Raw genomic sequence first — 15,347 nt, 5'->3', positions numbered from 1 at the left:
TTGGAGCTCACGCTGCGATCAGCTGCGTGATGGCCGTGCCCTTCCGGAACTGCTCACAGCAGGCGGCAGTGCAGCGGCGGTATTGATCGAAACGCTTTTGTGCCGCCTCCGGGTCGCCGTAGGCCTTCCAGTATCCGCAGCAGGTGTAGTTCCTGCCCCGGTTCCGGATGAAGCCCACCACATCCTCCAGGGGGTAGCCCAGAAAGACGCCGATCTCATGGGGGAATTCCCGCTCCAGGCACAGCCGCCTGGAAAGCTGCCTCAGCAGCTCCTGACAGCTCTGATCCGCCCCATACCCCTGTCCCGCCAGAAAGGCGCGGGTGGATGGCTCCGAGAGGATCGACCGAAGCCATCCGGCCCGGTACAGGTAGATCAGACAAGCACCCGTCTGCGGACAGTATTTCAGGACCCGGATGGTGATGCCGTAAGGGGCCAGCTCTTTGGCCCAGCGGGCCGCGGCCTCCCGGGGCTGCCGCTTGTCAGCGCCCTGATACCGGAACAGGCTGGCCGGCTTCACACCCGCCAGCGTGGTGGCACATTGTTCCACCAGCACCGCTTCAAAGCTCCGTTCCATGACTGCCCTCCGTTCCTGCCGCCGAAGTTAGTTTTAGCAAACCCCGGCGTTGAAAGTATGGGCCGCTCCCGGCCCGCGCCGTTAGTTAGTTTTAACTAACCACAGGTAGAATATACCATAGCCGCTCTGCTCTGTCAAGCCCCTTTTTCAATTTTTTCCGCATCCGGGAAAGCGCGCCGGGGATCCACGCAAAAAATTTGCAAAATCTGCCGCCGTCCTCTATACTGAACCAAAAGACCTCTCCGGAAAGGAAATGCCTATGAAGATTCTGGTACTCTCGGATTCCCATGGCGCCGTCAGTCCCATGGAGCAGGCCGTGGAGCAGACCTCCCCGGACCTGATTCTGCATCTGGGGGACTGCTGGCGGGACGGGGAACGGCTCCACGACAGGTTTCCCTCCATCCCCCTGGAACAGGTTCCGGGCAACTGTGACTTCCGTCCCACAGAGCCGGCGGAACGGCTGCTGGAGCTGCGGGGCAAGCGTATTCTCCTGTGCCACGGCCACACCTACGGGGTGAAGCAGTCCCTGGTTACCGCGGGGTTTGCCGCGGAGGAACAACAGCTGGACCTCTTCCTCTTCGGCCACACCCACAGCCCCCTGGTGGACCGGCGGGGCCGGACACTGTTCCTGAATCCCGGCAGCATCGGTGCCCCCACCCGCCCCTCCTATGGCGTAGTGACCATCCAGGACGGACAGTTGGACGGCCGGACATGGTGGCTCGCGTGAACACCCCTTGTCAAACCGGCGGTTTTCCTGTATAATGATCGTACTCAGTTGGACATGGGAGGAGAACCCTGCATGGATATCGCCTCAATCGCCCTCCATTTTCTGTGCGCGGCTGTCGCCGGTTTTCTTATCATGAGCATCTTCGGCGTTCAGGCCCTGGTGGCACTTTGCTCCTCCATCTCCCTGGCCAGACGTCGGAAGCACCAGGTCCCGGCCTTTGATCTGGCGCTGGCGCTCCGCCGGATCGCCTGGCGCACGGTGATCGGCTTTCTGGGCGTGGCCGTGATTTCCGCGCTGATGATCTGGCTCACCGCTGCTCCCGGCACCTTTGGATATCTCTTCGGTATGATTTTGTCCTTCCTGAAGAATTTGAATCGGATGACGCCCAACGACCGGAAGAATCAGCGCCGGTTTGAGAAGATGTTCGCGGACTGCTACCCGTACGAGGACGAGCTAGACGGGGACGATGATTTTTGATTGGGAGAAACAACGCCCCGGAGCATTGCTCCGGGGCGTTTTCTCAATGTCCGCAGGTATCACAATGTCCTTCGCAAGCCCGCAGTTCCTCTCCGTAGGGGATGCTGTTCCGGTCGTAGTAATCCCGGATAGCAGCCCGCACCGCCTCTTCCGCAAGGACAGAGCAGTGGAGCTTATGGGCCGGAAGGCCGTCCAGAGCCTCCACCACTGCCCGGTTGGTGAGCTGCAGGGCCTCGGAAACAGGCTTGCCCTTGATCATCTCCGTAGCCATAGAGCTGGTGGCGATGGCACTGCCGCAGCCGAAGGTGTTGAACTTTACATCGGTAATCACTTGGGTCTCCGGGTCCACCTGGATATACATCCGCATGATATCCCCGCACTTGGCGTTGCCCACCTCGCCCACGCCGTCGGCGTCGGGCAGCTTCCCCACGTTCCGGGGATGCTGGAAGTGGTCCATCACTTTATCACTATATAATGCCATAGTCATTGTCTCCTTTCAGATCAGATGCGGCCGCAGGCCGGTCTCCAGCTCGTCCCACACAGGGGACATGCCCCGCAGATAGGACACGATCCCCGGCAGGACCTCCAAGATATAGTCGATCTCCTCCGGCCGGTTCTCATGGCTCAGGCTCAGCCGGAGGGAGCCGTGAGCCACCTCGTGGGGCCGCCCCAGGGCCAGCAGCACGTGGCTGGGGTCCAGGGAGCCGGAGGTACAGGCGCTGCCGGAGGAGGCGGCGATGCCCTTTTCATCCAGCAGCAACAGCAGGGACTCCCCTTCGATCCCCTCGAAGCACACGTTCACATTCCCCGGCAGCCGCCGGGCCGAATCGCCGTTCAGCGCGGTGTGGGGGATGGCGGTAAGGCCGGCGATCAGCCTGTCCCGCAGAGGCGTGAGGTAGGCGGCGTTCTGTTCTATGGTGGCACAGGCCTCGTCAAAGGCGGCCGCAGCGCCGCAGATGCCGGGGATGTCCTCCGTGCCGCCCCGCTTCCCCCGCTCCTGGGCACCGCCATGGATCAGCGTAGCCAGAGGAATACTGCGCCGGGCGTACAGCACTCCCACGCCCTTGGGCCCATGGAACTTATGGGCGGAGAGGGACAGCAGGTCCACCTGCATCGCCTCCACATCGATGGGCAGGTGGCCTGCCGCCTGGACCGCGTCCGTGTGAAACAGGACCCCCGCCTGGCGGCAGACGGCGCCGATCTCGGCAATGGGCTGGATGGTGCCGATCTCGTTGTTGGCAAACATGACGCTCACCAGACAAGTGTCCGGCCGGATGGCATCCCGGACCTGCTCCGCCGTCACCACGCCGTCCGGCGGAATGTCCAGCAGGGTTACTTCAAAGCCCTCCCGCTCCAGGGCCTGGAGGGTATGGAGCACGGCATGGTGCTCGAATTTCGTTGAGACGATATGACGTTTGCCCCGCTTCTCCCCCAAGGCCGCCGCGGTACGGAGGGCCTGGTTGTCCGCCTCGCTGCCGCCGGAGGTGAAGGTGATCTCCCGGGGATCCGCATGCAGGTTCCGTGCAAAGATCGCCCGGGCGGCCGCCAGCTTCTCCGCCGCCCGCTGTCCCGGCGTATGAAGGCTGGAAGGATTGCCGTAGATCTCCTGAAAGCAGGGCGTCATGGCCGCCAGCGCCGTGTCGCTCACCCGAGTGGTGGCCGCGTTGTCCGCGTAAATCTTCATCTGGTTCACTCCTTTTCCCAGTTAATTACTATGGTATAGTTATCTCACAAAAAATCCTATTTGTCAAGTAGGAATTCAGGGAAAATATACACGGCGGGTTTCCCCGCCGTGTATGTGGATGCAGTTTCAGATGGCCGCCGCCCCCTGCGGCGCGGTCTCCATAGAGCCGGATGCCGGGGCCGCCTGCCGGATTGTCTGCGCAGGCGCCAGCTCCGCCTCCGGCCCCTCCTGGCTCAGATACTCCTCCAGGCAGACGCCGGTGCGGTAGATGTCCGCTGCCGCCGCCTTGCCCACGTAACGGTAGTGCCAGGGCTCGTACCCGATGCCTGTGATGTCGCTCTTCTCCGAAGGATAACGGAGGATGAAGCCGTACTTCCAGCTGTTCTCCATCAGCCACTTCTGCTCCGCCGTGTCCTCCTGTTCCTCGTCCAGGATCTGATAGCCGGCGGCTACAATGTCCAGAGCCAGGCCGGTCTGGTGCTCGCTGGTGCCGGGCTTGGCCACCCACCGGGCGGCCTCCGCCTCCACCCGGTCCTCCGGCACACCGGAGGCCCGGACCCGCGCCACCTTGTTCCGGTACAGCCGGGTCTGGGTGGCCTCCGTCCGGTAAGCGGAGCAGACGATGGGGTTCAGGCCCGCCTCCCGGCAGTCGGAGAGCATGTCATCCAGATCATCATAGATCCGTTCGTCCACCTGGAGTCCATTGGATAACGTGGCCAGCTTGATCTCATATCCCTCCGGCACCGTGTGCCAAGGGTTCACCAGCAGCAGCTGCCAGTCCTCCTGCCCCCTCTGGTCTGCCGGAGCAAGCTGGGCCGCCGGGACAGTCTGGGGGATGTACGGTATCTCAGCCTCCGCCGCCAGGGCGGTTGGGGCCAGCACCAGAACCGCCGTCAGCAGGGCGCCGCAGCGAGTCAGGATTTTCTTTCGTATGTTCATATCGTTCCTTTCCGGCCGCGGACGGCCGTCTGATCTTCTTTGTTCTGTTTTTATGGTACAGCCTTCCGACCGCGAAAACAAGGGAGATTTTGTGAACGATTGGAAACAAAAAGAAACAAGCCCTCCAACAGAGGAAAACGTGAGGGGTGGAAATCAGAGATACGAAGAGGCAGCTTCTATCCAAACAGCAGCGCTCTTCGTTCTCAACTCTCGACCCTTCACGCTTCCCAGGGGATCCCCGCAAAAAGGCCGCCCGGGAGGGCGGCCTTTTTGCGCTTGATTTTGCAGATTACTTGTACATTTCCGGCTTTTCCATGGTCTCCACCTTCAGGAACTGAGAGGTTCCGCGGGAGGCGTTCAGAGCGTCGCCAGCCACGCAGGCCACGTAGCCGTCCCAGGAGGAGGGGCCGGTGAGCTTGCCGGCATGGACGGACTCCACCCACTTGCAGAACTCAATGTCATAAGCCTCGATGAAGCGCTCCTTCCAGTCGGTCATGATGGGCATGGACTCGGCGGGCTTCACGCTGTCCCAGCCGGCGGGGCGGGAGCGGCACACCACGGCGTAGGGATCGGGCAGCTTGACGGTGCCGTTCTCACAGACCACCTCGCACTGGATGTCATAGCCGTAGCCGTCGGCCACCTGGACCTCCACGTCGATGAAGCAGCCCTTCTTGGTGCGCATCAGCATCACCTGGGGGTTATCATAGCCCTTGTCGGAGTTGGAGGACTGGCGGACCTTCACGCACTGCACGTCCTCATACTCGTCATCCAGCAGCCAGCGGCAGATGTCCAGCTCGTGAATGGCGACGTTGGTGACACCGTTCTCCGTCTTGAAGCCCGGGCCCTGGGAGACGTTGCGGTGGCAGGCCTTGATGATGAGGGGCTTGCCCAGCTCGCCGGAGGCGATGATCCGCTTCATCTCAGCGTAACCCCGATCATAGTGGCGCATGAAGCCCACCTGCACCAGCCGCTTGCCGATCTCCTGCTCCCGGCGGATGATCTCCTCGCAGTCCTTGGCGTTCTGGCTCAGGGGCTTCTCACAGAAGCACCACTTCTCCTCTGCCAGAGTCTTCATGACGTAGTCGTGATGGGTAGGATCGATGGAGGTGATGACCACGGCCTCCACCTCAGGGTCCTTGATCATGCCGTCGCAGTCGTTGCCATAGGACTTGATGCCGTACTTGGCGGCAGTCTCGTCGGCGGCAGCAGCCACATAGTCGCTGACGGCCACGACCGTGGCGCCGGGGACCGTCTCGATAATGCGGCGGCAGTGATCCTTGCCGATGGCGCCGCAGCCGATGATGCCGATTTTCAGAACCTTATCCATGATTGTGTACCTTCCTTTATTTGAAAATGAGGATATGCAGTTGTAAGGCCGCCCGTTTCAGCGGGGAAAGGCAGCTATGATGATGTCTGGCAGATGCGCCCCCCATTTTCTTTTTGAGACATCAAAAAGAAAATGCGCCGCGCCCGGTGGAAAAGAAAACATGTTCGGCGGGTCGGTCTGCGCAGGCGCAGACCTCCTGCCGCCGGCGGGGGATGGTTGACGGTCCCTTGCGGCAGTCAGGGACGGAAACGCGCTACCCTTGGGGAAACCACCAGCCCGGGGAAGTCAGGGATACATCCTGCGCCGCTTTTCGCTGCCGCTCTCCTGGCAGTTCGGGGAAGCCCGGAGATCTTCCTGTAGGGGCGGTTATCAACCGCCCGCCGCACCGTGGCCCGGACGGTCATAGACGTGCCGACCGGGGCGGCAGCTCAGTAATCAAGAATAATCTTCCGGCACTTGGTACAGCGGGAGGCTGGGATATAAGGTGGCGTAATGAGCGGGGTATCCTGCCTGCTCAAATGCTCTGCATCCTTAGACAAGTCCGGTGGTCCGGCTTTCCGAGGCTTTGGCAGCCAATAGATTCCATAGTTGCTTTGCAAAGCGCCGCTCCCCATTTCCGCGCCGCAAAAAGGACAATTCAAACGAATCTCCTCCTCTTTCGATACCCGCAGAAAAGGGACTTGGGAAAACCAAGGGTTTTCCCAGTTCTTTCGCCAGCGGCGAAAGAAGATCTTTCAATCATTTTCGGCAGGACATGCGCCTGCCGAAAATTCCCCGCCCCAGGCGCCTGGGGCGCCGTTCACCAGTGACCGATGTCACTGGTGGTAGGGGAGGTCGAGGGGGAGCAAGCTCCCCCTTGAGAGGATCAATACTTCCGGGCGTCCCTCACGTGGTCCAGGTGATCCTGATAGGCCGCTAGGTTCTCCGGCCGCTCGGACACCTCCGTGTCGCCCACGCGCCACCAGGAGCCGTAGCCGTCGGTCATGGTCTTGGGCAGCACCTTGATGTCAAACAGCACCGGGCGGTCCTTCACCTTCTTGGCGTCCTCGAAGGCCGCCGCCAGCTCCTCCATGGTGCGGATGGAGTAGCTCTTGCAGCCGTAGCCCTCCGCTACCTTGGCGTAATCGATGTTCAGGAAGTCACCGAACAGACCGTCCTTGCTGCGGTACCGCAGCTCCGTGCAGAGCGTCACGTTGCCGTGGCCCACCTGCAGGTTGTTGATGCAGCCGAAGGAGGCGTTATCGAACAGGCAGATGTTGATCTTCTTGCGCTCCATAACAGCGGTGACCAGCTCGCCGTGGAGCATGTTGAAGCTGCCGTCGCCGCACATGGCGTAGACTTCCCGCTTGTCGCCAATGGCCAGCTTCACGCCCAGGGCACCGGCGATCTCATAGCCCATGGTGGAGTAGCCGTACTCCATGTTATAGCAGTCGATGCCGGTGGGCCGCCACATCCGCTGCATGTCGCCGGGCAGGGAGCCGGCGGCGCCGATAGCCACGTCGCCCTCGCTCATCATGGCGTTGATGGCGCCCAGCACGGTGGTCTGGCACAGGCCTGCGTCCAGGTCCTTGGCGAACCGCTTGGCGGAGTCGGCGTTGGCGTCGTTGATGATAGGTTTCCAGCTCTTCTTGTCCTCAAAGGTGATATGGTCCAGGCGCTCCAGCTCCTTGGCCCACTTCTCGCGGGCGGCGGACACTTCAGTGGTGTAGGGAGCCTTGTAGCCCTCCAGCTTCGCCAGCAGGCGGGGCAGGGCATCCTTGGCGTCGGCCACCACGGGCACGGCGTCCATCTTCAGGGCCTGGAACTCGGACACATTGATGTTGACGAACTTGCAGGTGTCCTTGAACAGCCACTTGGAGGCGGTGGTGAAGTCGGTGTAGCGGGTGCCCACGCCGATGACCACGTCCGCCTTCTTGGCAATATCGTTGGCGGCGGAGCAGCCGGTGACGCCCAGGCCGCCCAGGTTCAGGGGGTGGGTCCACTCGATGGCGCTCTTGCCGGCCTGGGTTTCGCCGAAGGGGATGCCGGTGGCCTCTGCGAAGGCCCGGAACTCCTCGTGGGCCTCAGAGTAACGGACGCCGCCGCCGCAGACCAGAATGGGCCGCTTGGCCTTCTTGATGACCTCCGCCGCGTCGGCCAGAGCGGCCTCGGTGGCGGGACGGCGCTCCAGACGCCAGACGCGCTTCTTGAAGAAGCTCTCGGGATAGTCATAGGCCTCGCCCTCCACGTCCTGAGGCATGGCGATGCAGACGGCGCCGGTGTTGGCGGGGTCCGTCAGCACCCGGAAAGCGGAGATCATGGCGCTCATCAGCTGCTCCGGCCGGACGATGCGGTCCCAGTAGCGGCAGACGGCCTTGAAGGCGTCGTTGGTGGAGATGGAGAGGTTGTTGGTCTGCTCCACCTGCTGGAGCACGGGGTCCGGCTGGCGGCAGGCGTACACGTCGCCGGGCAGCACCAACAGGGGGATGTTGTTGGCGGTGGCGGTGCCGCAGGCGGTGACCATGTTGGCCGCGCCGGGGCCCACGGAGGAGGTGGCCACGCAAATCTGCTTGCGCTTCATCTGCTTGGCGAAGGCCACGGCTGCCTGGGCCATGCCCTGCTCATTCTGGCCGTGCCAGATCTCCAGGTGCTTGGCCTCCTGGCTCAGGGCCTGGCCCAGGCCCACCACGTTGCCGTGGCCGGGGATGATGAATACACCGCGGACGAAGCGGCTCTGTTCGCCGTCCACTTCGATATACTGGTTCTCAAGGAAACGGACCAAAGCCTGCGCCATGGTCAAACGAACGGTTTTCATGGGGTGATTACCTCCTGTCAGTGATTGGGATAGATGTGGTCGTTGGCATCGGCCTTCCACAGCCAAGCGTGCTCCGGATCGTCGATGCGGGTCTTGTCCCAGGGATCCCCCTCCAGGTGCCGGATGCCCCAGGCGTAGCACATGGCATAGCCCGGCGCGGCGGTCTGGGAGTGGAAGCCATGGTTGATGACGGCGCAGCCATTGTGCTGCGTCTTGAAGATCTCGCCGTTGGCAAAGCCCGCGCCGAAGCCGTCGGGATAGTCGAAGCGGTAGAAGTACACCTCCGGCTGGGGATGGTGGTGGGGCGGATAGGAGCTCCACTTGCCGGGCAGATTCAGCACCTCGCCCAGGACCATCTTGGAGAAGGGGGCGTTGTCCAGGTCGAAGAAGGTCTTGATCTCCCGGGACATGCAGCCCATCAGCTCGCCGCCAAAGCCCTTGTGCTCCACCTGGACCTTGTCCGGGGTGTACATGACGGCCTCATAGGGCGTCTCGTTGACAGTGGCCTGGATATACAGCTCACTGTGGGCCTTGGCGGTGATGGTCACCTTCGTGCCGCAGCCGGCCAGCAGGCAGTAGGCATCGTGGTGGAAGCAGTCAGGGCGGTCGGCCTCCACCTTCTTCCCGTCCCACTCATAGGTGACAGAGCCGGAAAACAGGAGGATTGCCGCCTCTTTTTTGGCATCCTCATAGACGTAGGTATCCCCCGCCTCCATCAGCAGCAGGCCCACGTCCATCTGGGTTCCCATGTCGTCCACAGAGGAGTCAATATAGGCATTGTACCCGTTCTTCAGCTCGGCGTTCTTGTTCATATAGGCCATTGGAGTCATCTCCTAAATAAAGATTGTTGCTCAAATTCCATTCGTGCCAGCGGCGCGATGCATTTCAACCATTTTCGGCAGGACATGCGCCTGCCGAAAATACATTGACTTAGCCGCCCTGGGCGGCGTCCCCTGTGACCGACGTCACTGGGGCGGGGGGCGGTCGAGGGGGGGCGCAGTCCCCCTTCGAATTAGAGTCCCGTATGCTCCCGGATGTACTTCCGTGCCTTCATGGCATACTCCAGCGGATTGGCCTTGGCAGGATCCTGTTCCGCCTCCACCAGCAGCCAGCCCTGGTAGCCGGCATCCGCCAGCACCTTGAACACAGGATCGAAGTCCACGTCGCCGTCACCGGGGACGGTGAAGGCGCCATTGCGGACGGCCTGCAGGAAGGACCAGTCATTCTTCCGGGCCTCTTCCACCACGGGCAGCCGCATATCCTTCAGGTGGACGTGGCCCACCCGGTCCACGTACTTCTTCAGCATAGCCAGGGGGTCCTCGCCGGCGAAGGTGAAGTGGCCGGTGTCATAGCACAGGAACACATACCGGGGATCGGTGTTGGCCATCATGCGGTCCGTCTCCTCGCTGGTCTGGACCACGGTGCCCATGTGGTGGTGGAAGCACAGCTTGAAGCCCCGGTCCGCAGCGATCTTGCCCAGCTTGTTGAGGCCATCGCACAGGAGCTTCCACTCGGCGTCGTCCATCACATGCTTGTGGCCGCCGGTGAGCACGGGTACGTCCATCTTGCCCTGGATGGAGTAGCTCTGCTCGCTGACGTTGATGCGGTTGGCGCCCACAGCAGCCAGGAAGTCCAGGTTGGCGATGAAGTCCTTCTCCTCCTCCTCAAAGGGGCGGGTCAGGAGGAAGGATGAGTACCAGCGGCTGGCGATGCGCATGCCGCGCAGGTCCAGGGCCTTCTTCAGCTCGGCAGGATCCTTGGGATACTTGTTGCCGATCTCGCAGCCGGTGAAGCCCGCCAGTGCCATCTCGCTGACGGTCTGCTGGAAGGTGTTCTCCCCGCCCAGCTCCGGCATATCGTCGTTGCACCAGCCGATAGGTGCAATGCCCAGGAATACGTGGTTGGAATCAAACATTGGAATTTCCCCCTTGTGAAGCCTCAGAATTTTTCCAGCGGTCCCGTGAGAGCGGGCCGCATGTTTTGCACACTTCTCTCCATTCTGTGTTCGTTCACAGAAATGTGGAAAGCAATCACACGCCTCTCTGCGTGCTCTCTTACAAACTATCATTTTTAGGGAGAAAAATCAACTTCTTTTCCAGGGCCTCCGCCATTTTTTCTATTTTAGCCAAACGGCTCCTCTCTTTTTCGTAGATATAACCGTACTGTCTCCAACCCCCGCAGCGGATGTGCCCGATTTCTCCCTCGTTTCGTCCACAAAAGACTCTGTCCGCCGGAAATCCGGCCCCACTCGCTTTTCCATTCGCTTTTAAAATTGTGTGGGAGATGGCAGCAAATTTTATCACGTCTCCATTCCATATTCAGCGTCAGATCCCTAATCTGATTCCACAACTTCTTTCATTAGGGTGTCTTTTGCCTTATTTAAGCCAAGGATCATCATTTATCGCAGAGAACAACATCCCTTAGGCACCGCTTACTTCAGTCCATATTTCAAAGCGCGCCTCACAATCATGCCCCATATTTTGAGTAGCACCTGTCCTGTAAAGAGTGATATTCGTATTGATTATTTCAAATGTTTTCCTACGATTAATTTAATTTCTTTACATCAAAGCCGTCAATGCATTCCTTCCCGCTTGCTGATCCTCTCCCCACAGTAAAGACTTGATGAAATTTTGACAACAGCCCTGATACACTTTATTGGTCAGAATGGCCTAAAAAGAGATACGGTTTGCATCCTCCTTTGGAATGGAATCACAATAAACCATTCCAAAAAAGAATGCAAACCATATTTCTTTACTTTTTTATTTCTAAATTCTATTTTACCTTATTTATATAGATTATCGAGCAGTTATTTTTTCTTCCCCAGCAGGATCTCGGGCGTTTTTACGATCAATCTGCCTTATAAAAGGCGAAAATGCAAAGGATAGTACCTGCGGTCGAAATTCTACTGGTATTTTCTCATAAAGCGGCGCCCTGTCTTCACTCGAGATCACATGCCAGTCATCTGCTGAGTAGGAATCCGCACTTCACCGCCCTGTCTGCAGTTGACCTCCTCTGGTTCATGAAATGTCGGGACAACCCGATGTAACGCCTCCCGGATACAGGAAGGGTTGTCCTTTTCTAAAGCATTCTGGAGAATTACTAGCTTCTCTTTCAACTCACCAGGCGTAATTGCCGGTTGCCGCTCAATAAATATCTGGCTGTTCTCTGTCTGCTCAATATCCCGACTGGCAATTAGGAGTTCCTCATAAAGTTTCTCACCAGGCCGCAGTCCCGTCTCTATAATATCGATGTCCCGATAAGGCACATACCCAGAGAGGCGAATCATATTCTCAGCCAAATCTAATATTTTAACCGGCTGTCCCATATTTAATACAAAAAGCTCATTTTTTCGGGCCATAGCCCCTGTCTGCAGAACGAGCTGTGCTGCCTCCTGTATTGTCATAAAGTAGCGAATAATTCTCTTATCTGTCACGGTTACAGGTCCCCCCGCCGCAATCTGCCGTTGAAAGAGCGGTACTACAGAACCGTTGGAACCCAGCACATTTCCAAATCGAACTGCAATGAAATCTGTGCCGCTGTGTCCCTTCATGGACTGAAGAATCATCTCGCAAAGCCGCTTGCTGGCTCCCATTACAGAAGTGGGGTTAACCGCCTTATCTGTGGAAATCAGAAGGAATTTTTTAACCTGAAACTCATCTGCAATCTGTACAAGGTTCAGTGTTCCAAACACATTGTTTCGAATGGCCTCCTGGGGACTATTCTCCATAAGAGGTACGTGTTTATGTGCAGCAGCATGGAATACAACATCTGGATGATATGCATCAAATATCTGTCGCATCCGTGCTTTATCCTGAACCGATGCGATTTCTACCTTTAAGTTAAGACGCCCTCCATATTGATAGAGCAGTTCTTGCTGGATATCATAGGCTCCGTTTTCATAAATATCCACAATCACCAGTTCTTTAGGATCATGTTTGACAATCTGCCGACACAATTCCGAACCAATCGATCCACCGCCTCCGGTAACCATTATGACTTCTCCGGTAATATACGCATCCACCGGAGTTGGATCCAGATAGACCGGTTCCCGGCCAAGAATATCCTCAATCCGGATCTCTCGTAGTTGAGTATGTATGGGCTTCCGATGAATCATGTCTAATGTGCTTGGTAAAACAGAAACCTTGATTCCCTCCAAGCCAGACATCTTTTGAAAGATCTCATGGCGCCGGTCTTCATCGGCCGATGGTATGGCTACAATAATCTCACGAATGTCTATTGTCCGAAGGGAATCTTGCACTTGGTCGATTCTCCCTTTCACCTCTACGCCATGGATGCGCTTCCTCAATTTCTCAGGATCATCATCGAAAAAGCACTGCACATTATATCGACTGTCAGGGTTGCTTTGGAGTTCCTCCAATAATTGTACGCCTGCTGCTCCAGCTCCGACAATAGCTACCGGAATCTGGTGCCGTCCTTTGTAAAAGAGCACTCGGCTCCGATAAACTCGATAGGCAAATCGCATCATCAGCATTCCCAAAACCCACATACTGGCTACGCAGGTCAAAAGCATGAATGAGATTACACTCTGCAGAAAAAGCCGACTCAATACCTCATAGAGAAAAACTCCACAGAAAGCGGCCATCAGCAAAGAGAGATATTCTTTGCTCTCTGCGTATCTCCACAAGCTATCATAGGTGCGAAAAATAAACTGGAAAAGGACTGTACACCCATACAACAGCAAAAAATTCTGCAACAGTTGGAAAGAGCGTCCAACTGCGTCAGATAAATTATATCTCAATGAAAACCATGAGAAAAAGGCAGAAACCGCAATTAGAATAATGCTGTCGCAAACAAACAGTATCTGCTTTCGAAAATGATTCATCGATTATATTCTCCTGCTGCTACATTTTCTATCTTTTCTGGCTATCGGGTTACGATCGTATAACAAATTATACAGTCTTTTTGTCAAAAAGGGAAGCGTAAAATGTTACTATTTCTTAGTCCCTGACTTCTGATTGATTTTCTAGAGAAAAAAGCTGGAGACGGAACTCCGCCTCCAGCTTTTCATTCTTTATCCCAGTGTATTACAGCAGATGTCTTCTCAATTCTCTCTTTTGTTTCCATTTTTGCGTATATAGAATTTTGTTTATTATTGTTTTTTCACTCCCGCAGGGGCCAGAAAATTTTGAATTGTGGAGTACAAAACGAAATTGAGGAATTATCAGAGAAATTTCAGAAGCGACGCAGGCAGAAGGAACCTTCTACAGTAGGACATGTCTGCGTTTTAAAGCCGTTCCCCATACATGGCAGGTTCATCCCGGGACTTCCTCTACACGAATCATAGAGAGTCAGCAAAATATAAGCTAAATAGTCTGGCACCCAAATGAAATGCAGACGCCTGCCGCTGACTACTTACGGGCGTTGTTTCTTTGTTTCCGTTTTAGCATGCTATTTGTGTTTAATGTTATGAGTAGTGATCACATAAGGAACAAACCACATTGCTGATCACCGTCCTATTTTTACTCCATCTGTCTCGATCGGATTTCATATAGAGCTTCACACTGTATTTAATCGCTCCCTATACTCGTTGGCCTTGTCATGAAAGATTTGCTGCCACAATTCCAAGCAGAAGAAGCCCCACAGGCTACGAGAGAATGCACCCTCACCGTTGATTTTGGAAATGACTTTCGCATTATCCACATACTCTCGCTGGCGAGCCTTGGTAGTAGAAAGTGTATCGCAAATGAAATCTCGGCACTCGCCTTTTGCCCATACGGCAAAGGGCGTCGGGAAGCCCATCTTGTCCGTGCGGTTCATGACCTGCTCCGGCACATACCGGCTCATGGCCGAGCGCAGAATATACTTCATCGTTCCGTTTTTGAACTTGATGCTGGCGGGAATGGTGGCCGCGAATTCCACCAGTTCCCGGTCCAGGAACGGGACCCGGGATTCCAGGCCGTGGGCCATGCTCATGCGGTCCTCCACCTGAAGCAGGGCCGGCAGGAGCGTCTTGAAGTCAAAGTGCGTCATCCGGTCCAGATAGGACTGCTTATCCACATTCTCCGCCACGAACAGCCGTTCATAAGAGTCATAGGGATCATAGGCGGGCAGGGAGTCCCGGTGGACGCAGTCCTCCATGCCGGGGGCACGGTTGATGAGCTGGAAGTAGCGCTTGCTGGGCTCATCGAACAGCCCCTTGCTCCAGAAGCTGCGGAGCATGGGCTTGTAGTTGCGAAGAGCGGTGAGGTTGGGGATGATGGACTCGTAGGTGACCACGAAGGCGCCCTTTTGCGCCGTCCCCTCAATGGCGCCCTTGATGCACTGCTCGAAGTACGCCACCAGATACCGGGTATAGCCGCCGAAGATCTCGTCGCCGCCTTGTCCGCCCAGGACCACCTTGCGGTGCTGGGCCGCCAGCCGGGAGATCATATACTGGGAGAAGGAGCCGGGGCCGGCAACAGGGGCGTCCAGCGCATAGATCACGTTTCCAATGTTGTCGATGAAATCCTGGGCCGTGATGTCCAGCTCATAGAGCTTGAAGTCCTTTTCCCGGGCCACGGCGCGGGCATAGGCGCTTTCGTCATAATCCGGGCCGATGTTATATTTTCCGGTGAAGCCCACGAAGCTCTCACCCAACAGGTCCCGGGCCATGGCGGAAGTGATGGAGGAGTCCACGCCGCCGCTGACATATCCGCCCACCGGCACGTCGCTTCGGACATGGTATTTGATGGAGCGCTGGAACTGTGCTTCCAGCTCATCATGGAAATACTGCTCCGTATGGTATATGTCGGGGCGGTAGTAGACCTGCCAGTACCGGCGGCGCTTGATGGAGCCGTCGGCCGCGATCGTCATGCGGTGAGCCGG

General features: G+C 57.3%; 13 protein-coding genes. 2 read left to right on the top strand and 11 right to left on the bottom strand.

What is annotated here, in order from left to right; all coding sequences use genetic code 11:
• Positions 1-7: 7 nt before the first annotated feature.
• Positions 8-574, bottom strand: coding sequence for a DUF3793 family protein (locus QVE23_RS02910; RefSeq protein ID WP_021749377.1), 567 nt, complete (start codon positions 572-574; stop codon positions 8-10).
• Positions 575-833: 259 nt separating this feature from the next.
• Between QVE23_RS02910 and QVE23_RS02905 the strand changes: the two genes are divergently transcribed.
• The gene (locus QVE23_RS02905; RefSeq protein WP_287966531.1) at positions 834-1,301 is read left to right on the top strand and encodes a metallophosphoesterase family protein; all 468 of its coding nucleotides are present in this window, start codon (positions 834-836) and stop codon (positions 1,299-1,301) included.
• A gap of 72 nt (positions 1,302-1,373) precedes the next feature.
• On the top strand, positions 1,374-1,778 hold the full coding sequence (locus tag QVE23_RS02900) for a hypothetical protein (RefSeq protein WP_021749380.1): 405 nt from the start codon (positions 1,374-1,376) through the stop codon (positions 1,776-1,778).
• 43 nt (positions 1,779-1,821) lie between these two features.
• On the opposite strand, the gene nifU is transcribed toward QVE23_RS02900, so the two are convergent.
• The 10 genes from nifU to QVE23_RS02855 form a co-directional block, all read right to left on the bottom strand.
• On the bottom strand, positions 1,822-2,259 hold the full coding sequence (gene nifU / locus QVE23_RS02895; RefSeq protein ID WP_025543496.1) for a Fe-S cluster assembly scaffold protein NifU: 438 nt from the start codon (positions 2,257-2,259) through the stop codon (positions 1,822-1,824).
• A 15-nt stretch (positions 2,260-2,274) separates the two neighbouring features.
• On the bottom strand, positions 2,275-3,462 hold the full coding sequence (locus QVE23_RS02890; RefSeq protein WP_119310672.1) for a cysteine desulfurase family protein: 1,188 nt from the start codon (positions 3,460-3,462) through the stop codon (positions 2,275-2,277).
• A 126-nt stretch (positions 3,463-3,588) separates the two neighbouring features.
• Positions 3,589-4,122, bottom strand: a complete 534-nt coding sequence (locus QVE23_RS02885; RefSeq protein WP_394802910.1) for a M15 family metallopeptidase — start codon at positions 4,120-4,122, stop codon at positions 3,589-3,591.
• A gap of 568 nt (positions 4,123-4,690) precedes the next feature.
• A complete protein-coding gene (locus QVE23_RS02880; protein ID WP_021748895.1) occupies positions 4,691-5,728 on the bottom strand; it encodes a Gfo/Idh/MocA family protein in 1,038 nt (345 codons plus the stop codon).
• A 428-nt stretch (positions 5,729-6,156) separates the two neighbouring features.
• The gene (locus QVE23_RS10900; RefSeq protein WP_353733894.1) at positions 6,157-6,369 is read right to left on the bottom strand and encodes a PF20097 family protein; all 213 of its coding nucleotides are present in this window, start codon (positions 6,367-6,369) and stop codon (positions 6,157-6,159) included.
• A gap of 224 nt (positions 6,370-6,593) precedes the next feature.
• A complete protein-coding gene (gene iolD, locus QVE23_RS02875) occupies positions 6,594-8,522 on the bottom strand; it encodes a 3D-(3,5/4)-trihydroxycyclohexane-1,2-dione acylhydrolase (decyclizing) (RefSeq protein ID WP_287967551.1) in 1,929 nt (642 codons plus the stop codon).
• 17 nt (positions 8,523-8,539) lie between these two features.
• On the bottom strand, positions 8,540-9,343 hold the full coding sequence (locus QVE23_RS02870; protein ID WP_287967550.1) for a 5-deoxy-glucuronate isomerase: 804 nt from the start codon (positions 9,341-9,343) through the stop codon (positions 8,540-8,542).
• Positions 9,344-9,534: 191 nt separating this feature from the next.
• The gene (gene iolE, locus QVE23_RS02865) at positions 9,535-10,437 is read right to left on the bottom strand and encodes a myo-inosose-2 dehydratase (protein WP_021748901.1); all 903 of its coding nucleotides are present in this window, start codon (positions 10,435-10,437) and stop codon (positions 9,535-9,537) included.
• A 1,032-nt stretch (positions 10,438-11,469) separates the two neighbouring features.
• On the bottom strand, positions 11,470-13,365 hold the full coding sequence (locus QVE23_RS02860; RefSeq protein ID WP_287966533.1) for a polysaccharide biosynthesis protein: 1,896 nt from the start codon (positions 13,363-13,365) through the stop codon (positions 11,470-11,472).
• A 674-nt stretch (positions 13,366-14,039) separates the two neighbouring features.
• A partial coding sequence (locus tag QVE23_RS02855) for an asparagine synthetase B family protein (protein ID WP_287967548.1) occupies positions 14,040-15,347 on the bottom strand: 1,308 nt, incomplete at its 5' end.

This window comes from Oscillibacter sp. KLE 1728 (assembly GCF_934833455.1).
GTDB classification, from domain to species: domain Bacteria; phylum Bacillota; class Clostridia; order Oscillospirales; family Oscillospiraceae; genus Oscillibacter; species Oscillibacter welbionis.
This window is presented reverse-complemented; position numbering and strand designations above follow the sequence as displayed.

Coding starts and splice junctions, on each gene's coding strand:
- iolD (WP_287967551.1), bottom strand. CDS start 8,522: ATGAAAACCGTTCGTTTGACCATGGCGCAGGCTTTGGTCCGTTTCCTT.
- QVE23_RS02885 (WP_394802910.1), bottom strand. CDS start 4,122: ATGCTCTCCGACTGCCGGGAGGCGGGCCTGAACCCCATCGTCTGCTCC.
- nifU (WP_025543496.1), bottom strand. CDS start 2,259: ATGGCATTATATAGTGATAAAGTGATGGACCACTTCCAGCATCCCCGG.
- QVE23_RS02910 (WP_021749377.1), bottom strand. CDS start 574: ATGGAACGGAGCTTTGAAGCGGTGCTGGTGGAACAATGTGCCACCACG.
- QVE23_RS02870 (WP_287967550.1), bottom strand. CDS start 9,343: ATGGCCTATATGAACAAGAACGCCGAGCTGAAGAACGGGTACAATGCC.
- QVE23_RS02890 (WP_119310672.1), bottom strand. CDS start 3,462: ATGAAGATTTACGCGGACAACGCGGCCACCACTCGGGTGAGCGACACG.
- QVE23_RS02900 (WP_021749380.1), top strand. CDS start 1,374: ATGGATATCGCCTCAATCGCCCTCCATTTTCTGTGCGCGGCTGTCGCC.
- iolE (WP_021748901.1), bottom strand. CDS start 10,437: ATGTTTGATTCCAACCACGTATTCCTGGGCATTGCACCTATCGGCTGG.
- QVE23_RS02905 (WP_287966531.1), top strand. CDS start 834: ATGAAGATTCTGGTACTCTCGGATTCCCATGGCGCCGTCAGTCCCATG.
- QVE23_RS02880 (WP_021748895.1), bottom strand. CDS start 5,728: ATGGATAAGGTTCTGAAAATCGGCATCATCGGCTGCGGCGCCATCGGC.
- QVE23_RS02860 (WP_287966533.1), bottom strand. CDS start 13,365: ATGAATCATTTTCGAAAGCAGATACTGTTTGTTTGCGACAGCATTATT.